Origin of the sequence: Pseudaminobacter soli (ex Li et al. 2025) (assembly GCF_003012705.1) — a bacterium.
Lineage (GTDB): Bacteria > Pseudomonadota > Alphaproteobacteria > Rhizobiales > Rhizobiaceae > Pseudaminobacter > Pseudaminobacter soli.
Genome location: NZ_PXYL01000006.1, coordinates 117,447 through 139,744, shown reverse-complemented (window position 1 = coordinate 139,744; position 22,298 = coordinate 117,447). Strand labels below are relative to the sequence as shown.

Annotated in this window: 16 protein-coding genes and 1 pseudogene; 10 read left to right on the top strand and 7 right to left on the bottom strand. The window is 63.0% G+C overall.

Annotated features, from left to right (window positions below):
• Positions 1-5 precede the first annotated feature (5 nt).
• A complete protein-coding gene (locus tag C7I85_RS13925; RefSeq protein ID WP_106724595.1) occupies positions 6-1,877 on the bottom strand; it encodes a branched-chain amino acid ABC transporter ATP-binding protein/permease in 1,872 nt (623 codons plus the stop codon).
• Positions 1,878-2,041: 164 nt separating this feature from the next.
• On the opposite strand from C7I85_RS13925, the gene C7I85_RS13920 reads away from it, so the two are divergent.
• The 5 genes from C7I85_RS13920 to C7I85_RS13900 are packed head-to-tail and all read left to right on the top strand — an operon-like array spanning position 2,042 to position 7,155.
• Positions 2,042-2,932: a MurR/RpiR family transcriptional regulator gene (locus C7I85_RS13920; RefSeq protein WP_106724594.1), complete on the top strand. Its 891-nt coding sequence runs from the start codon at positions 2,042-2,044 to the stop codon at positions 2,930-2,932.
• Between the two features lie 44 nt (positions 2,933-2,976).
• Positions 2,977-3,636 carry an isochorismatase family cysteine hydrolase gene (locus C7I85_RS13915; protein ID WP_106724593.1) on the top strand — a complete coding sequence of 220 codons (660 nt, stop codon included), beginning with the start codon at positions 2,977-2,979 and terminating at the stop codon, positions 3,634-3,636.
• A 35-nt stretch (positions 3,637-3,671) separates the two neighbouring features.
• Positions 3,672-5,018 (top strand): glutamine synthetase family protein, encoded by a 1,347-nt coding sequence (locus tag C7I85_RS13910; protein WP_106724592.1) that lies wholly within the window; start codon positions 3,672-3,674, stop codon positions 5,016-5,018.
• Between the two features lie 11 nt (positions 5,019-5,029).
• Complete coding sequence (locus tag C7I85_RS13905; RefSeq protein WP_106724767.1) at positions 5,030-5,848, top strand: N-formylglutamate amidohydrolase; 819 nt, start codon at positions 5,030-5,032, stop codon at positions 5,846-5,848.
• Positions 5,845-7,155 (top strand): aspartate aminotransferase family protein, encoded by a 1,311-nt coding sequence (locus C7I85_RS13900; protein ID WP_106724591.1) that lies wholly within the window; start codon positions 5,845-5,847, stop codon positions 7,153-7,155. Before C7I85_RS13905 ends, C7I85_RS13900 begins: the two co-directional genes overlap by 4 nt.
• Before the next feature lie 76 nt (positions 7,156-7,231).
• Here the strand turns inward: C7I85_RS13900 and C7I85_RS13895 are convergent, their stop codons facing one another.
• Positions 7,232-7,660 carry a DUF983 domain-containing protein gene (locus C7I85_RS13895; protein WP_181257184.1) on the bottom strand — a complete coding sequence of 143 codons (429 nt, stop codon included), beginning with the start codon at positions 7,658-7,660 and terminating at the stop codon, positions 7,232-7,234.
• A gap of 201 nt (positions 7,661-7,861) precedes the next feature.
• Between C7I85_RS13895 and C7I85_RS13890 the strand changes: the two genes are divergently transcribed.
• Positions 7,862-8,821, top strand: a complete 960-nt coding sequence (locus C7I85_RS13890; protein WP_245444938.1) for a hypothetical protein — start codon at positions 7,862-7,864, stop codon at positions 8,819-8,821.
• Here the strand turns inward: C7I85_RS13890 and C7I85_RS13885 are convergent.
• Together C7I85_RS13885 and C7I85_RS13880 are read right to left on the bottom strand one after the other, a co-directional pair.
• Complete coding sequence (locus tag C7I85_RS13885; RefSeq protein ID WP_106724765.1) at positions 8,788-10,173, bottom strand: PLP-dependent aminotransferase family protein; 1,386 nt, start codon at positions 10,171-10,173, stop codon at positions 8,788-8,790. The two genes, C7I85_RS13890 and C7I85_RS13885, sit on opposite strands and share 34 nt — an antisense overlap.
• A 255-nt stretch (positions 10,174-10,428) precedes the next feature.
• Entirely contained in the window at positions 10,429-11,904 is a 1,476-nt protein-coding gene (locus tag C7I85_RS13880) for an amino acid permease (protein ID WP_106724589.1), read from the bottom strand.
• Positions 11,905-12,374: 470 nt separating this feature from the next.
• Between C7I85_RS13880 and C7I85_RS13875 the strand changes: the two genes are divergently transcribed.
• The 4 genes and pseudogenes from C7I85_RS13875 (at position 12,375) to C7I85_RS13860 (ending at position 18,018) form a co-directional block, all read left to right on the top strand.
• Entirely contained in the window at positions 12,375-13,445 is a 1,071-nt protein-coding gene (locus tag C7I85_RS13875; RefSeq protein WP_106724588.1) for an HlyD family secretion protein, read from the top strand.
• Complete coding sequence (rbbA, locus tag C7I85_RS13870; protein ID WP_106724587.1) at positions 13,442-16,204, top strand: ribosome-associated ATPase/putative transporter RbbA; 2,763 nt, start codon at positions 13,442-13,444, stop codon at positions 16,202-16,204. Before C7I85_RS13875 ends, rbbA begins: the two co-directional genes overlap by 4 nt.
• A gap of 2 nt (positions 16,205-16,206) precedes the next feature.
• A pseudogene (locus C7I85_RS13865) lies at positions 16,207-17,318 on the top strand (ABC transporter permease).
• A gap of 85 nt (positions 17,319-17,403) precedes the next feature.
• On the top strand, positions 17,404-18,018 hold the full coding sequence (locus tag C7I85_RS13860; RefSeq protein ID WP_106724764.1) for a hypothetical protein: 615 nt from the start codon (positions 17,404-17,406) through the stop codon (positions 18,016-18,018).
• A gap of 64 nt (positions 18,019-18,082) precedes the next feature.
• Here C7I85_RS13860 and C7I85_RS13855 read toward each other — a convergent pair whose 3' ends face one another.
• The 3 genes from C7I85_RS13855 to C7I85_RS13845 form a co-directional block, all read right to left on the bottom strand.
• The gene (locus C7I85_RS13855; RefSeq protein ID WP_106724586.1) at positions 18,083-18,412 is read right to left on the bottom strand and encodes an HdeA/HdeB family chaperone; all 330 of its coding nucleotides are present in this window, start codon (positions 18,410-18,412) and stop codon (positions 18,083-18,085) included.
• A 113-nt stretch (positions 18,413-18,525) separates the two neighbouring features.
• Complete coding sequence (locus C7I85_RS13850; RefSeq protein WP_245444937.1) at positions 18,526-19,050, bottom strand: glutelin; 525 nt, start codon at positions 19,048-19,050, stop codon at positions 18,526-18,528.
• Positions 19,051-19,086: 36 nt separating this feature from the next.
• Positions 19,087-22,296, bottom strand: coding sequence for an efflux RND transporter permease subunit (locus tag C7I85_RS13845; protein WP_106724585.1), 3,210 nt, complete (start codon positions 22,294-22,296; stop codon positions 19,087-19,089).
• Between the last annotated feature and the right edge of the window lie 2 nt (positions 22,297-22,298).

Genomic DNA, 22,298 nt, shown 5'->3' with positions numbered 1-22,298 from the left:
GTTATTCATGCAAGCCCGCCAGCCGCATGCGGCTGAAGTGCGGCGGCGGAAGGCTCGTTTTGTGAGGCGGTGGCCGGCTTTCCCGAACGCTTGCGGCCGATATAGGCTTCGACAACGGCGGGATTGGCCTGGATTTCGGCGGGCGTGCCCATGGCGATCTGCTGGCCCTTGTTGAGCACGACGACCACATCGCAAAGCCGCATGATCAGCTTCAGATCGTGCTCCACGACCAGCAGGCCGAGCTTGTATTTGTGGCGGATGCTGTCGAGCACCTGCATCAATTCCTGCGTTTCGGCGGGATTCATGCCGGCCGCGGGCTCGTCGAGCAGCAGGTAGCGCGGCTTGAGCGCCAATGCGCGTGCGATCTCCAGCCGGCGCTGCGCGCCATAGGAAAGCGTCCCGGCAAGACGGTCCGCAAAATCGGCGAGCCCCACTTCGGCCAGATAGCAGAGAGCGAGCGCTTCGGCGTCCTCGCCCGCAGCGGCGACCGCGCTTGCGGCGACGGTCACGTTCTCCAGCACGGTCAGGTTCCTGAACAGGCGGATATTCTGGAAGGTACGTCCGAGGCCGGCCTTCGGCACGGTGTAGGTCGGCATGGACACGACGTCGCGTCCGTCGATCAGCACCTTGCCCGAAGAGGCCGGCACGACACCGGAAACGCAATTGATAAGTGTGGACTTGCCCGCCCCGTTGGGGCCGATCAGGCCTGTCACCCGGCCGGGGACAATATCGAAGCTGGCATTTTCAAGGGCGACGAGGCCCGCGAAACGACGACCCACATTGTCGACCTTGAGCGAGGTGTCGCGATCCGGCGCGGCCGCGGCCGGAACTTCGGCGGCTTTCGCCTGCCCGCCCAGGCGGCGCAGGAAAGGAAGCTTTTCGTCGATCTCTCGCACGCCCATGAGGCCGTCTTGCAGACGATACATGACGATGAGGATCGCCAGGCCGATACCGATATCAGTGAGGCCGAAGACGGTCGGCAGGCTGAGGAAGCCCAGGTCGACTCCGCCTTCGAACTTCCGCAGCACTTCGACGATGAGCATGATGGTTGCCGTCCCGACCACCGCGCCGGAAACCGTCGAGATGCCGCCCAGGATGAGCATGGCAAGCAGCATGAAGGTCAGGTTGAAGTAGAAATCCTTCGGCGAGAAGGCGCCCAGGAAATGGGCGAACAGGGCGCCCGCCGCTCCCGCCAGCATCGCGCCCAGAACCCAGGCGCAGAAGCGATGCAGGCGCACATTGACGCCGACCGCGGTCGACGCGATCTCGTCCTCGCGCGAGGCGCGCAGCTTCAGCCCGGAATTGGAGTCCCGGTAGATGCGGGCAATGGCGACCGCCAATAGCGCACATGGCAGCGCCACCCAGATGTCGACCGCGCGCGGCACGCCAAAGAATGTCTGGCTGCCGCGCGTGATATCGGCCGACGCCACCAGCACCACATGCACGATCACCAGGAAGCCGAGCGTACAGATTGAGGCAGAGGAGCCGCCTAGGCGCGCCACGGGCACGCCGATGACGACGGCCACCACCGCCACCACGAGAATGGCAACGAGAAGCGCGAGCGGAAAGGACATGCCCCAGCCCGCGAGCCATTCCGGCAGATGCGGCAGCGCCGTCTTCTGCACCACCGGGTTCATCGTCAAAAGGCCGGAGGCATAGGCGCCGAGCGCCATGAAGCCCACATGGCCGAAGGACATGATGCCGGAATTGCCGCTGTAGATGCCGAAGCCGAGAACGGCGATCAGGTTGATGAGAAACAGCGTCACGAGACGCTGGCCACTGCCTGGCAAGAAAAGGGCGGCCAAGACCGCTATGAGTGCAATGGGAAGCGCGACCGCAACAATGCCGACGACGGTTGAACGCTTGATGCGCACCATCCCACTTCTCCCATTCCATGGGGCCATTTCTTGTTCGGCCCGTTCCCTGTTTTCGAAACTTAACCGCACTTTTTGGAATGTCAATCTTGTTTCATTTTTTCTTCTCTGATAGCAATTATGTAACAAAATGCATAATCGGCTTCGTGCCGAGGGGAAGAAGCGAGATGGGTATTCGAGACCGCCTGACGGACGGCGCCATTGCGTTTACGCGATCGGAATTGAAGATCGTCCGGCAGCTCCTGTCCAACTACCCGGCGGCGGGACTGAACACGGTCGCCCATCTGGCCGCCACCGCCAGCGTCAGCAATCCCACGGTCGTGCGCTTCGTGAACAAGCTCGGCTACGAAGGCTACCCGGAGTTCCAGAGCGCATTGCTGAACGAGGTGCAGGAGCGGATGAGCTCGCCGCTCTCGATGCTCGACACGCGCAAACCCTCGCTCGCGCAGGACAATTTCTACCAGCACTTCCTCAATGCCAGCATCCACGCGCTGGAGACGTCGAAGACCATGCTGCCCGCGCATGATTTCGAGATGGCGGTGGAAGCCGCTGCCGATCTCAACATGCGCGTCCACTGTCTCGGCGGTCGCTTCAGCGGCTTTCTCGCCGGACTCTTGTGGGCCCACATGAAGCAGCTGCGCGCCGAAGCGCGCTGGATCAACGGCGCGCAGGCCGATCAGGTCGACCAGCTCGTCGATCTCGGCAGGAAGGACGTGCTGTTCGTCTACGACTACCGGCGTTACCAGATGGACACCATCCGCTTTTCGCGGCAGGCGGCCGAACAGGGCGCACGCATCATCCTGTTCACCGACCGCTGGCGCTCGCCCATTTCCGAATTCGCCTCGGTCACGCTGACCGCGCCGGTCGACACCGTGTCGCCTTACGACACCATGGTGCCCGCCATTGCCCAGACCGAGGCACTGATCGCTGCGCTGACGGCCCGGCTGGCGCACCGCTCGCGCGACCGGATCGAACGGCTGGAAGCGGTGCGCCGCGCCTATGCGATCACCGAAGACGCGCTCAATCCCTCCGCCGGCAAGGGCGGTCAAACCAGTTAGAGCCCACCACGACGGGCGACATTCCAATCTCAGAGGAGGACACGATGGCAGCCATCGAAGTGCAATACGGTAAGGATCTCTTGCGCCGCGACAGCGCCTATGAAGCGGGCATGACCTCGGTCCTGTTCGTGGACATGCAGCGCATCTGGTGCGAGCCGAATCTCGATCCGACCCATCCGCAGGACGTCAACAGCTACTACCACCGCCGCCTGCGCGAACTGGTCATCCCCAACCAGGTGCGGATCCTGGAAGCGGCGCGCGCTGCCAAGTGCGACGTGCTGCACACGATCATCGAGAGCCTGACGCTGGACGGCCGCGACCGTTCGCTCGACCACAAGCTTTCCGATATGCATGTACCGAAGGGCTGCCCCGAGGGTCGCGTGATCGATGCGCTTGAGCCGATCGACAACGAGATCATCCTGCCCAAGACCTCCTCGGGCGTCTTCAACTCCACCAATATCGACTATGTGCTGCGCAACCTGAACACGCGCTACCTGATCATCGCCGGCGTCGTCACCGACCAGTGCGTAGACATGGCAGTGCGCGACGCCTCCGATCGCGGCTACCTCGTGACGGTCGTGAGCGACGCCTGCGCCACCTACAGCCAGGAACGCCACGAGGCCGCGCTGCGCGCCTATTCCGGCTACTGCTGGATCACCGACACGGAAACCGTCCTCGAGCGCCTGCGCGCCCTCAAGGCCTAAGCGACAGCGGCCCGCACATCACAAGAGTGGAAATCATGCACCAGGAACAACGGACCGCAGCGGCGGACGATTTGATGGAACTGGCAACCTTCGTCACCACCGACATTGCCGGCATCACGCGCGGCCGCAGCTTCGCTGCAAGAGAAATCGACGATTACCTGCGCAAGGGCGTCGGCTGGGTGCCGGCCAATCTGGCGCTCACGCCTTTCGACCTGATTGCCGATCCCAATCCATGGGGGTCGGCGGGCGACCTGCGCCTGATGGCCGATCCCGAAAGCAAGGCGCGCGTGACGTGCCTGCCCGGCGAAACGCCGCTTCATTTCTACCATGCCGACATCACCGACCTCCAAGGCAAGGCCTGGGAATGCTGCGTGCGCAGCTTCCTCAAGTCGACGGTGGCGGACTTTGAAAAGGAAGCCGGCTTGCGCGTCATCAGCGCGGTGGAGCAGGAGTTCCAGATCATCGGCGCCGACTGGCCGCAGGCCCCCTCCTTTGGCCTGCGCGCACAGCGGCGGACGGGCGCCTTCGGCCCGATGCTCATGACGGCTCTCAAGGAAGCTGGCGCTGAGCCGGAAATGTTCCTGCCCGAATATGGCAAAGACCAGTTCGAGGTGACCTGCCGCCCTGCCCCGGCGCTGGCAGCCGCTGACCGCGGGGCGACGATCCGCGCCGTAACTCGGGAAGTCGCCGCGCATTTCGGCTGGCATGCCAGCTTTGCGCCAAAGATCGCGCCCAACGGCGTCGGCAACGGCGTGCATCTGCATGTCAGCTTCACCGATCTGGACGGCAATCCGGTCACCTTCGATCCGGCCCGTCCGGGACGGCTGTCGAAAGTCGCCGGTTCCTTCGCTGCCGGCGTCATCCGCCATCTGCCGGCGCTCGTTGCCTTCACTGCACCGTCGGTGCTCTCCTACATGCGTCTCGTTCCGCATCACTGGAGCGCTGCTTTCACCTGCCTGGGCGAGAAGAACCGCGAGGCGACGCTGCGCATCTGCCCGACGCTGGACCTGCCGGGAAGCAATCCGGCAAAGCAGTTCAACATGGAGTTTCGAGCAGCAGACGCCTGCGCAAGCCCGCATCTGGCACTTGCCGTCGTGCTGCGCGCGGGGCTCGAAGGCATTCGCGAGGGGCTCGAGCAACCGCGGCTCGTCAACGCGGACCCGTCGGATATGAGCGCCGACGAACAGGCAAAGCTCGGCATTCGCCGCCTGCCGGCCAGCCTTGCCGAAGCGCTGGAGACGCTGAAGGCTGACACGACCGTCACCGGCTGGTTCCCGAAAGACTTCCTCGACTGCTATTTCGCGATGAAGAACAAGGAGATCGAGATCGTCGGCGACCTTCTGCCGGACGAACTCTGCACGCGCTATGCGGCGGTCTATTGAACGAGGCCGCCATGCAGACTTCAACGGCAGCCCAGGCTGCAACCGCGCCGCGTCACGACCCGGCCAAACCGCTCCTCGCCATTGACGAGCCGCCGCCCTATGCGGTCGTCAATCCCGACGGTGAATCGCCCTTCCTGCTGCTCTGCGAGCATGCCTCGAACCGCATTCCGCGCGCGCTCGGCGATCTTGGCGTATCGGAGGCCGAGCGCCAGCGGCACATCGCATGGGACATCGGCGTCAGCGCGCTCGCCCAGCATCTGAGCCGCACACTCGATGCGCCGCTGTTCATGGCCAACTATTCGCGACTGGTCATCGACTGTAACCGGCCGCTCCACGTGCCTTCCGCCATACCGGAAATCAGCGAGAAGACCGAGATTCCCGGCAATTTCGATCTGTCGGAAGAAGAGCGGCAGCAGCGCATCGAGACGTTTTTCACGCCCTTTGCCGATGCGGTCGCGCGACGGCTCGACCGGCTCCAGGCCAAAGGCAAGCGCCCCTTCGTGGTGGGCGTGCACAGCTTCACCCCGGTCTATTTCGGCAAGTCGCGGCCATGGCACGCCGGCATTCTCTACGGGAAGGCCACCGAGTTCGGCCACTCGCTCATCAACAGCCTGAAGCGCGACAGCACCTTGGTGGTGGGCGACAACGAGCCCTACAACATCGATCCGGAAGAGGATTATACGGTGCCCGTGCATGCCGATGCGCGCGGCTTTCCAGGGGCGCTGATCGAGGTCCGCCACGATCTCATCGATACGCTCGAAAGCGTCGAGGCTTGGGGCCACCGGCTTACTCGTTGCCTCACTGAGGCTCTGGAGGCCAGCAAGCCATGACGGACCTCTACGCACGGGACGAAAAGGCCATCGGCACGTTGCAGAAGCTGCGCTTCTTCCCGCTGGCAGCGACGGGCGGCGAAGGATCGCGTCTCATCGAGCGAAACGGCCGCCGGCTTATTGACCTTTCCGCCACCTGGGGCGCGGCAAGCTTGGGCTACGGGCATCCGGCTGTCGCCAAGGCCGTCTCGGCGGCAGTCGCTTCTCCGGCGGGCGCCAGCATTCTTTCGGCCAGCAACGAGCCGGCAGTGGCTCTGGCCGAGCGTCTTCTCCAATCCTTCCCTGCCAAGGGCGACCAAAAGGTATGGTTCGGCCATTCGGGATCTGATGCCAACGAAACCGTCTTCCGGGCGGTGACGAAAGCCACGGGCCGTAAGGGCATCATCGCCTTTGCCGGCGCCTATCATGGCTGCACCACCGGCTCGATGGCGGTTTCCGGCCACAGCGTCCAGGCGGATGCACAAAAGGCGGACGGCCTGATCCTGCTGCCCTACCCCGATCCCTATCGCCCCTATCAGGGTGATCCGTCGGGCGATGCCGTACTGGCGCTCCTGAAGGAACGGTTGCAAAACACTTCCGAGCCGGTCGCCGCCGCCTTCATCGAGCCGATCCAGTCCGATGGCGGGCTGATCGTGCCGCCCGAAGGTTTTCTGCGCAAATTCGCGGAGATCTGCCGCGAGCATCAGATCCTCATAGTCTGTGACGAGGTGAAGGTCGGCCTCGGGCGCACCGGCAAGCTGCATTGCTTCGAGCACGAAGGCTTCGTGCCGGACATTCTGACGCTCGGCAAAGGACTGGGCGGTGGTCTTCCGCTGTCAGCCGTCATCGCCCCGGCTTCCATTCTCGACTGCGCGAGCGCCTTTGCCATGCAGACCCTGCACGGCAATCCGGTGTGCTGTTCGGCAGGTCTGGCCGTGCTCGATACGATCGAGGGCGAAAGCCTCGCGGATGCGGCCGAACGAAAGGGCGAAAGGCTGCGCGAAGGTTTTCGGCAACTGGCGGCGCGCCATCCGCTCATCGGCGACGTGCGCGGACGCGGACTGGCCTGCGGGGTGGAGCTTGTCAGCGATCGCGAAACCCGCACGCCGGCGAAACGCGAAACGGCGAAGCTGGTCTATCGCGCCTATGAACTCGGCGTCGTGCTCTACTACGTCGGCATGAATTCCAACGTTCTGGAACTCACGCCACCGCTCACGATTTCCGAAGCGGAAATCGACGATGCACTCGCCGTTCTCGATCAGGCATTCGAGGATGTCGAACAGGCACGCGTCGACGAAGGGGTGCTGGGACGCTTTGCCGGCTGGTGAAACCGGGCCCCCTGATCACACCACGCGAGGGCACGCTTATCTCTTAGCCAGCGTGCCCCGCATCACCGTCGGCAAATCACTTCTCTAGGCTCTGCTTCGCCTTCGCGTGCCACTCGAAGTCGATGGAACCCTCTTCGGCTTTGTGAAAGAACTGCGAGCACACGAGCCAGCCTTTGAGCGGGCGCAACAGCGCCATGCAGCTCAGCACCGTCAGCGGCAGTGTCGTGAACAGATGCGCCCAGAGCGGAAGGCCGAACGTCACCTGGAACCAGACACCGAAGCCGAGCGCCGGCACGGCGGCGATCGTCATCGCAAAGAAGGCGGGGCCATCGGCAGGATCGGCAAAGGAATAGTCCAGCCCGCAAACCTCGCAGCGCGGCGCGAGCTTGAGGTAACCCGAAAACAGCCGACCCATCTGGCAGCGCGGGCAAAGCCCCTGGATGCCGGTTTTCATGGGGTTGTCGGTGGGAGTGAAGCCTTCGGCCGAATATCTGCTCTGTGTCATGATCGCCTCTGTCGCGGCGGCGTGAAGCATGGTCAGCGCGCCGCTCATGCTCCATACATATGACTCAAACTGCGGCCTCGCAATCAGATTCTGCATATAAAAGACATACAATTATTGCATGCAGGCAATATTGTATGCATAATTGTCGCAAGGCAATGTGCCACATGGGCCTTTTGGCCTCGGTCCGTCGACATTCGCAGCATGAGCGCAGATCGATCCATGTACGCCAGCATCACGCAATCGCTTCAGCCCCGCGACTTTCACGACCGGATCTATGCCGGTGAGGTGCTTCGGCTCGGCGAACTCCAGCCTATGCATGAGCTGGTCGACTTCACCCGTGCCTTCCTCGAAGAGGCATTAGCACCCTTCTCACCCGTCGAGATTCACAGGTACCTGTCGCACCAGCAGCAGACCGAGCGCTTTGGGCAATTGCAGCGCGATTTTTCTCGCTCGCCCGAGGTCAAGCGGCTTTGGCGCGCGGTTTTCGAGGCGGCGGGGCTCGACGCGGGAGGGCTCGCGCGCGACAGCCTCTATCTACGCTTCCAGCCACACCAGGACCCGGACAACGTCGTGCCGCGCGCCCGCAGCACGGCGACCATAGCCTTCCATCGCGATACCTGGGGCTCGAACCTCTATGCGCAAACGAACTGGTGGGCGCCGATCTACGAAATCGACGCCGGCCGCACATTCGCGATCTACCCCTCGCTATGGGATCGCCCGGTCGCCAACACCAGCGCTGGCTTCGACCTGGCCGCCCTTTTGGAGCGATCAAAGGCCGGCGGGCGCAACGCGGTCGATGCCGACGAGGCAATCCCTCATCTCGCTGAGCAACTGCAGGTAGCCGATGCGACGCCGGTGGTGATCACACCCGGCGAGATCATCGCCTTTTCCAGCGCGCATGCCCATGCCGGCGTGCCGAATTCGACCGGGCTGACGCGCATCTCGCTCGAAACCCGCACGCTGTGGATCGATGATGTGCGCGAGGGGCGCGGCGCACCCAATGTCGACGGCCATGCGCCGTGGATGTCGCCAGGCATGTTCCGCCGCGTGAGCGACGAGGTGCCTCTCAACGAAATCCTCGGGGTGCCACGCCTCGTGCCCTTCACCGGGCCGTTCCCGCCTGCCCGTCACACCACCATCGACGACATGGCCGATTGCTGATCGAGCAGTTCGGCAATCCGCTCCAGGCTGATCGAGAGCGAGGCGCGATCCGGGGCGGCGCCTAGGCCGAGGCGGACGGCATCAGGCGCCGAGCCGCCAACCGAAAAGGCATCGCTGGTGACGACGCCTATGCCGACCGAGCGCAAGCGCGCGGCAAAATCGGCGCGGCTCCAGTGGCCCGGAAGCTTCAGCCAGGCGTGAAAACCCTCGGTGTTCGTCTGCACCAGTTCCGCTGGCAAGGTCTGTGAAACGATCCCCTGCCGCTCGCGCGCCTCCGTCCGGATCGCCGCGAGCACCGAATGCGCCGTCCCGTCTTCGATCCAGCGTGTCGCGATGGCCATGGTCAGCGGAGAGGCCATGCCTGCCGTCGCGCGGATCGCGCCTGCAAGCCGGGCGAGGCTCTGGCCTTCGGGAACAACCACATAGGCCACGCGCAGGGCCGGGGCGACGCATTTGGCAAGGCCCGCGATGTGATAGGTGATGTCGGGCGCCAACGCCGCAAAGGGCGCCACTGGATTGAGCGGCAGCGCGCCATAGGCGTCATCCTCGATGATGAGCACATTGTGTTCGCGCGCAATCGCGACTATGCGCTTGCGTCGAGCCAATGACAGCGTCGCCGTCGTCGGGTTGTGCAGCGTGGGATTGCAATAGAGCGCTTTCGGCGCGCGCTCGCGGCAAAGCTCTTCAAAGGCCTCCGGGATAAGCCCTTCAGCATCCATCGCAACGCCGGCAACACGCAGGCGCAGATGCTCGGCAGCCGCCAGAAAACCCGGATAGGTTAGCGCTTCGGCGCAGATGGTTTCACCGGGAGCGGCCAGCGCCCCGAGCAGCGCAAGCATCGCCCCTTGTGCGCCCGGACAGACCAGCAGCCGGTCGGGGCCGATCTCGCCGAGCCGCGGCGCCAGCCAGGCAGCGCCCGCCGCCCTGTCGCGCGACGTGCCCCCGGCCTCCTGATAGCGCATCAGAAGCTCGATGCCTTCGCCGGCCTGCAGGCCGGAAATCCCGTCCCACATCCGCCCGGCCAACTCGGCATCGTCGAAACGCGGCGGCAGGTTCATGCTCATGTCGATGAGCCCGGTAACCGCTGCTGCCTTGTCGGCCCGGCGCCTTGCCCGCACATAGGTGCCCTGCCCGACGCGCCCCTCCACCAGGCCGCGCTTTCGCGCCTCGGCATAGGCACGGCTGACGGTCGTGAAATCTATGCCAAGCTGCTCGGCCAGAACCCGCTGCGGCGGCAGGCGAAAGCCGGCAGCCAGCCGGCCGGACGCGATATCCGCCGACAGCGCATCGGCAATCGCCAGATAGAGCGGGCCGTCGGCCTTGGAGATGGAAGGCGACCAGTTCATGGACATCGCACCGAAATTGTCGTCATCATAGGTGCATATATATGCACAATGTATGCCGAAGGCCATGCACCAGCCGCCACGCGCTTGGGCAAAACACAGAAGCTGATCGTCGCTCTTCGGGCACGCTCCAGCAATTTCATTGCACAGCGTCTAGCGATCGATCCTGTCGCTGTTCAGAAGTTAACCAACAAGCCCAGTTGCACAAGATCGGGCCGCGCTCTTCAGAACGCGGCCCGTCGTTATGGTTCGTACCTCTCGGTCCTACACCTCGCGGCGCAGGGATGCCGGCACTCCTTCGTGTCGCAGGACCGAATGATAGCGACCGTAGGTGAAATAGATCACAAGCCCGATCAGCAGCCATACGATCAGCCGCAGCCAGGTTTCCCAAGGCAGCCCGACCATCAGGAGCAGGCAGAACAGGATGCCCAGTACCGGCACCACCGGCACGCCGGGAGTGCGGAACGGCCGGGCAATCGCAGCATCGCTCTTGCGCAGGAAGATGACCGCGCCGCAGACCAGCACGAACGCAAACAGCGTGCCGATGCTGACCATCTCACCCAGTATGCCGATAGGGGTGAGAGCAGCCACGATCGCGACGACTGAGCCGATCAGTATCTGGCTCTTCCAAGGGGTCTTGCGGACGGGATGAACCTGGGCAAACACCGGTGGCAAGAGGCCGTCGCCGGCGATGGTGAAGAAGATGCGGCTCTGGCCGTAGAGCAGCACCAATATGACCGTCGTCAGGCCAGCCAGGGCACCGATCTTGATCAGCACCGAGAACCACGTCAGCCCGATGACATCGACGGCCCTGGCGATCGGGTCAGCAACGTTCAGCTCCTGGTAGGGAACGATGCCGGTGAGTACCGCCGCAACCGCGATATAAAGCACCGTGCAGATCGCAAGCGAACCCAATATGCCGATCGGCATGTCTCTCTGTGGGTTCTTGGCCTCCTGGGCGGCGGTCGAGACCGCGTCGAAGCCGATGAAGGCGAAGAACACCACCGCCGAACCGCGCAGTATGCCGCTCCAGCCGAAATGACCGAACTGGCCGGTGTTTTCGGGGACGAGCGGATGCCAGTTGGCGGATGAGACATAGGCCGAGCCGATCAGGATGAAGGCAAGAACGACTACCAGCTTAACGGCGACCATGATGTTGTTGATCCGGGCCGATTCCCTGGTGCCCATCACCAGCATGTAGGTCAGCACGGCAACGATGAAGGCGGCCGGCAGGTTGACGATGCCGTAAACCACCGTGCCGTCGGCAAGCTTGTCAGCGACCGTGCCTGGCGCCGCCGCGAGGGCCGGCGGAATGTTGATGCCGAAATTCCTGAGCAGGCTGACGATATAGCCCGACCAGCCGACGGAGACCGTCGCGGCGCCCATGGCGTATTCAAGCACGAGGTCCCAGCCGATGACCCAGGCAACAAGCTCGCCCAGAGTGGCATAGGTGTAGGTATAGGTGCTGCCGGCGACCGGGATCAGCGCCGCCAGTTCTGCATAACAGAGGCCGACAAAGGCGCAGGCGATGCCGCCCAGCACGAATGACAGCATGATGCCCGGCCCGGCAAATTGCGCCGCCGCGGTTCCGGTCAGAACGAAGATACCGGCTCCGATGATGCAGCCTATGCCGAGAGCCGTGATGCTTAGCGCGCCAAGGCTTGGCGCAAGTGTACGAGTTTCCAAGCCGCCGACGATGTCGGCTATCGGCTTTCTGTGCATATAGTCAGCTATGGACATGGCACTCTTCTCCTCCGGAACGGGTGCTCATGCCAAAAGGTCATGCCACCCGAAGGGTGGCGCGGTCGCCTGACGGTGACCACCTTGAATGGCCGTGCCGGAAGATGCCGGTGTTCATTCGGGCCATTCGTTGCCCGGGGTCACTCTTTAAAGCAGCAGGTTTGCCGTTTCGGGCAGATATGATTCTGGCTGGCTGCGCCACAATTTGCGCATTTTGACGAGAACTCGCCAGCACCCCGCAAAGTTCCGCCCACCCGTCAAGCTCGCGAAGTCGTGTAGAGCGCGCGCTCCGCGAGGGTCACAAGCGCATAGGGAACGCCAAAGGACGGCACGGCGTTGGAGTCCTTTCGAGCTGCGGTTTTACATTTCTCGCCAGCAGCTTCTAGTGATCGATGTTGGATATGGGGCGTCGGCCCCGCTTGGACTTGATAGCGCTGTCGGCAACCGCCAGGCGAAGGAGGGTTTCGAGAATGAAAGCATCCATCAAGCGCTGGTTGGTGGCCGCCCTGATCGTGCTTGCCGTGATCGCCGGCTATTACGCCTGGCAGGCAGTCAACAATCGTGGACTTCCGGCGGGCATTGCGAGCGGCAACGGACGCATCGAGGCGGTCGAGATCGACATCTCCACCAAGTCGCCCGGGCGCATCAAGGAGATCCTCGTCAACGAAGGCGATTTCGTCCAGGCAGGCCAGGTCGTCGCCCGCATGGATACCGAACAGCTGGAAGCACAGCTGCGCCAGGCGGAGGCGCAATTGCAGCGAGCGGAGATCGGCGTTCGCACCGCCGAAAGCCTCGTCACCCAGCGTGACGCCGAACGCAAGGCCGCCGACGCCGTGGTGGCGCAGCGCCAAGCACAGCTCGACGTTGCGCAAAAGCGTCTGGACCGCTCCGCCAAGCTCGCCCGCAACAACACGATATCCCAGCAGGTTCTCGACGACGACCGCGCCACAGCCGAAGGCGCCAAGGCCGCGGTTGCAGCCGCGCAGGCCCAGCTTGCCGCCAGCGATGCGGCCGTCAACGCCTCCAAGGCGCAGGTGATCGATGCCAAGGCAACGGTCGATGCGGCCAAGGCGGCCATCGAAAGCATCAATGCCGATTTGAACGACGCCGTGCTGAAAGCGCCGCGCGAGGGTCGCGTCCAGTATCGCGTAGCGCAGGAAGGCGAGGTTCTGTCGGCCGGCGGGCGGATCCTCAACATGGTCGACCTGGGCGACGTCTACATGACGTTCTTCCTGCCCACCGCCGAGGCCGGGCGCATCCAGATCGGATCCGAGGTCCGGCTCGTGCTCGACGCGTTGCCCAAGTACATCATCCCCGCCAAGGCCACCTATGTTTCGGACGTCGCGCAATTCACGCCCAAGACGGTCGAGACCGAGGAAGAGCGGCAGAAGCTGATGCTCAGGGTCAAGGCCCAGATCTCGCCGGACCTGCTGAAGAAATACATCCAGTTGGTGAAGACAGGCCTGCCGGGCGTCGCTTATGTCCGCACCGATCCGAATGTCGACTGGCCCGCCAATCTCCAGGGACCGATTGCGCAATGACGGGTCGGGCGCCCGACGACGCTGTTCTGCCCGCGCCTGCCGCGCGCCTGCAGGCGGTGTCGTTGTTTTTCGGCAGCACCGTCGCGCTCGACGCCGTCACACTCGATATCCCCTCCGGCTGCATGGTCGGGCTCATCGGGCCGGACGGCGTCGGCAAATCCAGCCTGCTGTCGCTCATTTCAGGCGCCAGGGAAGTGCCGAGCGGGCACATCGAGGTGCTGGGCGGAGACATTGCCGACCCAAGGCATCGGCAGGAGGTGTACCCGAAAGTTGCCTACATGCCGCAGGGCCTCGGCAAGAACCTCTATCCGACGCTTTCCGTGTTCGAGAATGTGGACTTCTTTGGCCGCCTGTTCGGCCACGACAGGCAGGAGCGCGAACGGCGCATCACCGAACTCCTTGAGAGCACGGGCCTTGAACGCTTCGCCGACCGCCCCGCCGGCAAGCTGTCGGGCGGCATGAAGCAGAAGCTCGGTCTTTGCTGCGCGCTGATCCACGATCCGGACCTCTTGATCCTCGACGAGCCGACGACCGGCGTCGATCCCCTGGCGCGCCGCCAGTTCTGGGAACTGATCGACGAGATCAGGACGGGCCGCAAGGGCATGAGCGTCATCGTCGCCACCGCCTATATGGAGGAGGCCGCGCGGTTCGACTGGCTGGTGGCGATGGATGCCGGGCGCGTGCTCGCGACCGGTTCTCCGGCCGAACTGCTGCAGAAGACCGGTACGTCCACGCTCGACGCCGCGTTCATCGCGCTTCTGCCCGAGGAAAAGCGCCACGGCTACACGGAGGTGATCATTCCTCCGCGCCCAAAGAGCGATGAGGAAATAGCAATCGAGGCACAGCATCTGACCATGCGCTTCGGCGACTTCACCGCCGTCGACAATGTCAGCTTCAAGATCGAGCAGGGAGAGATCTTCGGCTTCCTTGGCTCCAATGGCTGCGGCAAGACCACGACCATGAAGATGCTGACCGGGCTGCTACCGGCAACGGAAGGCACCGCATACCTCTTCGGCCAGAAGGTGGATACCGGCAATATCGAGACCCGCCGCCGCGTCGGCTACATGTCCCAAGCCTTCTCGCTCTACTCGGAACTTACCGTTCGCCAGAATTTCGAGTTGCATGCCAAGCTCTTCAGCGTGCCGCCGAAGACCATACCCGGCCGCATCAAGGAGATGGCCGAGCGGTTCGGCCTCACCGACGTGATGGATGTATTGCCGGATGCATTGCCGCTTGGCATTCGGCAGCGTCTGTCGCTGGCAGTCGCCATGATCCACGCCCCGGACATCCTCATCCTCGACGAGCCGACCTCGGGCGTCGACCCGGTCGCGCGCGACAACTTCTGGCAGATGTTGTCGGACCTCTCGCGCAAGGACAATGTGACGATCTTCGTCTCAACGCACTTCATGAACGAGGCCGAGCGCTGCGACCGCATTTCGCTCATGCACGCGGGCAAGGTGCTCGTCAGCGCGACGCCGGCGGAAATCGTCAGGAAGAAGTCTGCCTCCACCTTGGAGGAAGCCTTCGTAGCCTATCTTGAGGAGGCCATAGGCGAAGAGAAAGGCGCGAGCCAGCCGGCAATCGTTCCCATCGAGCCGGAACCTCAGCCGCAGAAACAGTCGACCAGCTGGTTTCTCAACTTCCGGCGCATGTTCGCCTATTCGAGGCGCGAGGCACTGGAATTGCAGCGCGACCCCATCCGGGCCACGCTTGCGGTGGTCGGCAGCGTGATCCTGATGTTCGTCATCGGCTACGGCATCAACATGGATGTCGAGAACCTGACCTTTGCCGTCCTCGACCGCGACGACACGACCATCAGCCGCGACTACGTCCAGCAGATTTCCGGCTCCCGCTACTTCATCGAGAAGGACCCCATAATCGATTATGCGGACCTGGACCGAAGGATGCGCAACGGGGAACTGAGCCTGGCGATAGAAATACCGCCCGGCTTCGGCCGCGACGTGGCGCGCGCCAAGGATGTCCAGATCGGCGCCTGGATAGACGGCGCCATTCCCACGCGGGCCGAGACGGTGCGCGGCTATGTGCAGGGCATGCACTCGAAATGGCTGACCGAGCAGGCCCGAAAGCTCTATGGCTCGGCGGCGACGGTCGGCAATTTCCAGCTGGAAATCCGCTACCGCTACAATCCGGACGTCAAAAGCCTGGTTGCGATGGTGCCGGCGGTCATCCCTATCCTGCTGCTCATGATACCCGCGATGCTGTCGGTGCTGAGCGTGGTGCGCGAAAAGGAACTCGGCTCGATCATCAATTTCTACGTCACGCCAACCACCCGGCTGGAATTCCTGCTCGGCAAGCAGATGCCCTACATCGCGCTCGGAATGCTGAACTTTCTCATGCTGACGGCCTTCGCGGTATTCATATTCCGCGTGCCCTTCACCGGCAGCTTCTGGACCTATGCGGCGGCAGCGTTCCTCTATGTCATCGTCACCACCGCGATGGGCTTGGTGATCTCGACATTCATCAACAGCCAGATCGCGGCCATCTTCGGCACGGCGCTGATCACCCTGATCCCGGCGGTGCAGTATTCTGGCCTGATCGACCCGGTCTCCTCGCTGCAGGGCGCGGGCGCATTCATCGGCTCGATCTACCCGACCACCTATTTCGTGACGATCTCGCGCGGCACCTTCTCCAAGGCGCTCGATTTCCACGACCTGGCCGGCGCATTCGTTCCACTCGTCATCGCAATACCCGTTCTGCTGGCGCTCGGTACTGCTCTCCTCAAGAAGCAGGAGGGCTGACGATGCGGCTGGCGAATATCTACCAACTCGGCGTCAAGGAGCTCTGGGGGCTCGTTCGCGATCCCATGCTGCTGGCCCTGATCGCCTATGCTTTCAGCCTGTCGATCTATACCGCGTCCAAGTCGGTGCCGGAGACGCTCAATCGCGCAGCCATAGCGATCGTCGACGAGGATCAGTCGCCGGTTTCCTCGCGCATCATCTCGGCATTCTATCCGCCCTATTTCACCGTACCGACCCTGATCACGCAGTCGCAGATGGACAGCCGGATGGACGCCGGGTTGGACACCTTTGCCCTCGACATCCCCCCAATTTCCAGCGCGACCTCCTGGCCGGCCGCTCGCCCACGATCCAGCTGAACGTCGATGCGACGCGCATGTCGCAGGCCTTCACCGGCGGCGGCTATGTGCAGTCGATCGTCACCGGCGAGGTCAATGAATTCGCGAACCGCTATCGCAGCAACGCGCCGCTGCCGGTCGATCTGGTCCTGCGAGCGCGCTTCAATCCGCAGCTGAACAAGGGCTGGTTCGGCGCCATCAACAACGTGATCTCGTCCATCACCATGCTCTCCATCATCCTGACGGGGGCTGCGCTGATACGCGAGCGCGAGCACGGAACGATCGAACATCTGCTCGTGATGCCCGTGACCCCGCTCGAGATCATGCTGAGCAAGATCTGGTCGATGGGGCTGGTGGTGCTGGCGGCTTCGGCCTTTGCGATTATCGTCGTGGTGCAATGGGCGCTTGCCGTGCCTATACAGGGCTCCATCTGGCTGTTTCTTTTGGGCACCGCCTTGCTGCTCTTTGCAACCACGTCGATGGGCATCTTCCTGGCAACGGTGGCCGGATCGATGCCCCAGTTCGGTCTGCTGCTGATACTGGTGCTGCTGCCGCTCCAGGTGCTTTCTGGAGGCACCACGCCGCGCGAAAGCATGCCTGAAATCATCCAGAACATCATGCTCGCGGCCCCCAACACGCATTTCGTCATACTGGCGCAGGCAGTGCTCTTCCGCGGAGCGGGCATCGATGTCGTGTGGCCGCAGCTCCTGGCGCTGCTGGTCATCGGCGCAGTTCTGTTCGCCTTCTCGCTGCGGCGCTTCAGGAAGTTCCTGAGATAGCCATCGGCGATTGTCGCGCCTGCCCGGCAGCCTAGATACCCTTCATGACCCTCTGCATCTGAAACGGCTTCTGCAGGAGGAAAAGATGGAAGACAAAAAGCCCGAGTCCGATGGCGACCAGACCTACGAGGAACGGGATGCTGTTGCGATCTTTCATGACGAGGCATCGCTGAACAAGGCGATCGACGAGCTGATGCAGATCGGCATCCGGCAGGACGATCTCAGCCTATTGGCGGACGCGAAATCGGTGCCCGGCAAAAACGCCAAGAGCTTGGAAAACAAGGATTTCGTCGAAGACACCAACTATGTCTCGCCAGACTCTCGCACCGAGGGGTTGGCGGCTCTGGCAGCCGTGCCGGTCTATGTCGCCTGTGCCGGAGTGGCCGCCGTGGCGACCGGCGGAGCATCCTTGATCCCGACCATTGCGCTGGTCGCAGGAAGCGGCGTCGCGGCAGGGGCAGTGGGCCTGATGCTTGCAAGAGTCTTTGGAAGGCACCACGCCGAACGTGTCCAGGAGCAGATCGCAAAGGGCGGCTTGCTGCTTTGGGTTCACCTGCCCGACAAGAAGCGTGACAGTAAGGTCACCGAGATCCTCAAGCGGAATGGTGCCAAGGACGTTCACCTGCACGTCGTCAAGCGCAGCTGGGGCGTGTCCGACGTGCCGCTACACGATACCGAACCCGATCCATTCCTGCGTTGAGCCGGAGTGGATCGGCGCCGGTAACGGTCAGCCCTCGCAAGTGGCGGGGGCACTGCCGATCAAGTTAGAAAACTTTTTTCAGTTCGGCTTTCGCCTTGCTCCAGAACGACGCCTTGGGCTCCTTCTGGCAGGCCTCAATGAGGATGGGCGTCACCTTTTCGATGCCGTCGATATTCAGGGTGACCTCATTCGGCTTCTTGGAACCCTGCCGAAAACCTTCGGCCCAGGCGATCACGTTCGGCTTGAAGGAGTCATCGATGCCGTTGAAGTCTTCGCAGGTAACGTCCGTGATCTTCTTTTTGGCCATGTCTTGTTTGGTTTCAGCGGCGAAGCTCATGCTCGAGACGGTCAAGAGTGCGGTTACGATCGATATACCCGTGATCCTGAGAAGCATCTTGTTTCTCCATGGTGCGCCGATCTCGGCTCGTCCCCTCGGCGTCAACAGCTAGCGCGAGGGGCACGGCGGGCAACCCGCCCCACCATCACAACTGAACCTCGCCGACGCCGCTATTTTGCCGGGCTGCCGGATGGATTGTTCAGCGAATGGTCGATGGCGTTCTCCAGCCATTCGTCTTGGGAGATGCCGGCGGCCTTCGCCGCATCGTCGACCCTGCCGAGTATGGCCGGCGCAAGCGGCAGATTGACCAGAACGTCGATCTCGCCGCCACCTGGCCCGGTATAGGCCAGTGCGGCAACCTGGCTCGCAAAACGGCGCAGAAGATCGGTCTTTTCGGTATCGCTCAGACGGGGATCGTTGGCGGCCAGCGGGCAATAAGCCCAGACGAGATGGTCGACGATCATTGCCGGCGGCATCTTTGCGGTCGTGAGGTCGCCGACCATTTCGGCAAGACGCCTGCGAGCGTCGGCGTTGGTCATGTTCTCTTCCAGCCCCTTGGCCGCTGGCAGGTCCTTCGGCGCGTTCGGGGCCTCCTTGTAGGAGCAGACGAAGCCGGCGGCATGTGCGCCCTCGACCGCCATCGGCAGGGCAAAGCCGGTTATGAGCACCGCTGCGAGAAACATCTTGTTGCGCATCTTGCTTCCTTCCTGCGCTGCTGCGGTTGAGGAAAGTCAGTCATGCGTCGGCGACGGCGAAGGCGCCTCCTCTTCGGCTTCGCCGGCCTCGCCTTCGGGCGCATCGGCATAGAGCGGCTTGCGCAGAATATGCGCGTGCCCCCATTCGCGTACCCACTCCATCACCACATAGAGCATCGGAATCAGGAAGATACCGATCGCCGAGGCCGCGATCATGCCGCCGAATACGGAGGTGCCAACGGCTCGCCGGCTCGCCGCGGCCGCCCCCGCGGCGATGACGAGCGGAACCAGGCCGAGGATGAAGGCAAAGCTGGTCATCATCACCGGGCGAAAGCGCTGCCGGGCGCCATGGATCGCCGCCTCATCGAGCGGCATGCCCTCTTCGCGCCGCTCCTTGGCGAATTCGACGATGAGGATGCCGTTCTTGCTGGCCAGCGCGATCAGCACGACGATGCCGATCTGCGCGTAGATGTCGTTGGCGAGGCCGGTCACCCGAAGCGCGACCAGTGCGCCCAGCAGACCGACCGTTACCGACAACAGCACGCCCACCGGGATCGTCCAGCTTTCATAGAGCGCGACGAGGAACAGGTAGGCGAACAGCACCGCCAGACCGAGAATGATGCCGGTCTGCCCCGCCGCCTGCAGTTCCTGCAGCGCGGTGCCCGTCCATTCATAGCCATAGCCGGCCGGCAGGGTTTCCTTGGACACGTCCGACATCGCCGCGAGCGCCTCGCCCGAGCTGACGCCGGGTGCGGCGTTACCGGTGATGCTGGCGCTGCGATAGTTGTTGTAGCGCGTGATGAACAGCGGTCCCAGCTGCTCGCGCGCGTCGACCAGTGCTCGGAGGGGCACCATCTGCCCATGTGAGGAACGCACGAAGATGCGGTAGACATCCTCGACTGTCCGCCTGTCCTGCTCCTCGCCCTCTGCGATGACTTGCCAGGTTCGACCTAGCGTATTGAAGTTGTTGATGAAATAGCCGCCGAGCGTCGTTTGCAACGAAGTGAAGATGTCGATCGGCGAAACACCGAGGCTCAGTGCCTTGTTGCGGTCCACATTGAGGTAGAGCTGCGGCGTATCGGTTGCGAAGGTTGTGAACACGCGCGACAGCTTTGGATTCTGGTTGGCCTTGACGACTAGGGCGCGGGCGACCGAGGCTAGCTCCTGCGGCGAGCGTCCCTGGTGGTCCTCGAGCTGGTACTGGAAACCACCCGAGGTACCGAGGCCGATGATCGGCGGCAGGTTCAGCGAGATGGCAACGGCGCTGCGCAACGACGCCGTACGCCGGTTCACTTCCTTGATCACATCGAAGACCGTGATTTTTTCCTTCACACGCTCATCGAACGGTTGCAACGACACGATCAGAAGACCCGCATTGGACTCCGCAAGCCCGTCGATGAAGCTGAAGCCCGTCACGCTGGTGACATCGGCTACGCCTGGAATTTCCCGCACGTTCTGTTCGATCTCGGAAACGGCAGCCGCTGTGCGGCTCTGGGCGGCGGCGGCCGGCAAGTTAACCTGCACGAAGAACAGGCCCTGGTCTTCCTCCGGCAGAAAGCCGGTGGGCGTGATCTTGTTGAGCAGATAGGCGCCTGCGCCGAAAGCGCCGACAAGCAGGATCGACAGGAAGGCCACGCGAACCAGTCGCCGCACGATAAAGGCGTAGCCGTCGCTGACCTTCTCGATGCCGAGCGACAGCTTGTTCATGGCGCGGCCATAGAGGCTGTCGCCGTGTCCGTGGCCCGGCTTGAGCAGTACCCCGCAAAGCGCCGGGCTGAGCGTCAGCGCGTTGATCGCCGATATCAGCATCGCCACCGAGACGGTCAGCGCGAACTGCGCGTAGAGCGAACCCGTGATACCCGGAATGAAGCCGACAGGCACGAACACCGAAAGCAGCACCAGCGTGATGGCGATGATCGGCGCGGTGATCTCGCGCATGGCCTGCTTGGTTGCCTCCTTGGGCGGCAGCCCGGTTTCGGTCATGACGCGCTCGACATTCTCGACCACGACGATGGCGTCGTCGACGACGATGCCGATGGCGAGGATCATGGCGAACAAGGAAATGGTGTTGGCCGAGTGACCGGTCAGGAGCAACACCGCAAAGGTGCCGACGAGCGACACCGGCACGGCGATGGTGGGGATGAGCGTCGCTCGAAAGTTTCCCAGGAAGAGGAACACCACCACCACGACCAGGATGAAGGCTTCGATAAGCGTCTTGATCACCTCATGGATTGTCGAGGAGACGAAGACGGTCGTGTCATAGGTGATCTTGTAGTCGAGGCCGGCCGGAAAGCTTTCTTTCAACTGCTGCATTGCCTCGCGCACGCCTGCGGCGGCAGAAACCGCGTTCGACCCAGGCGCCTGGTAGACGGCGATGACCGAAGCCGGTTTGCCGTTCAGCCGGCCGATCGTGTCATATGACTGGGCGGCAAGCTCGACACGCGCCACATCCTTCAGCCGCACCAGCGAGCCGTCGGGATTGGCGCGGACCACGATCTGCTCGAATTCCTTGACGGTCGTCAGGCGGCCTTGCGTGGTCAGGTTCAGCTGGATCTGCTGCTGGTCCGTCATCGGCGGCGCGCCCAGCCGGCCCACGGCAGCCTGGACGTTCTGGCTGCTCACCGCAGTCACGATGTCGTTCGGCGTCAGGCCGAGGCTGGTCAGCACATCGGTCTTGAACCAGATGCGCATGCTGTAGTTGAGCGTACCGAAGGACTGCGCCAGCCCGACGCCCGTCACACGAGCCAGCCGGTCGATGACGTTGATGATGCCGTAGTTGTTGAGGAACAGCTCGTCATATCTGCCGTCAGGCGAAAAGAGCGTGATGATCTGCAGAAAGGCCGACGACTGCTTCTTCACGGAGACGCCGACGCGTGTCACTTCCGCCGGCAGGTTGGCTTCGGCCAGTCGCACCCTGTTCTGCACGTTGACGGTATTGAGGTTGGGATCTGTGCCCACCTTGAAGGTGACGGTCAGCGTGTAGGAGCCGTTATTGCCGCTGATCGAGCTCATATAGATCATGTCGTCGACGCCGTTGACCTGCGCCTCGATCGGCTGGGCGACACTGGCCTCGACCGCCTCTGCGTTGGCGCCGGCATAACTCGCAGTGACCGACACCTGCGGCGGAACGATATCGGGGAACTGGGCAACCGGAATGCGCGTCATCGAAATCAAGCCGGCAAGTGCGATGACGATCGCGATGACGATGGCAAGACGCGGTCTGTCGACGAAGATGGACGACAGCATCG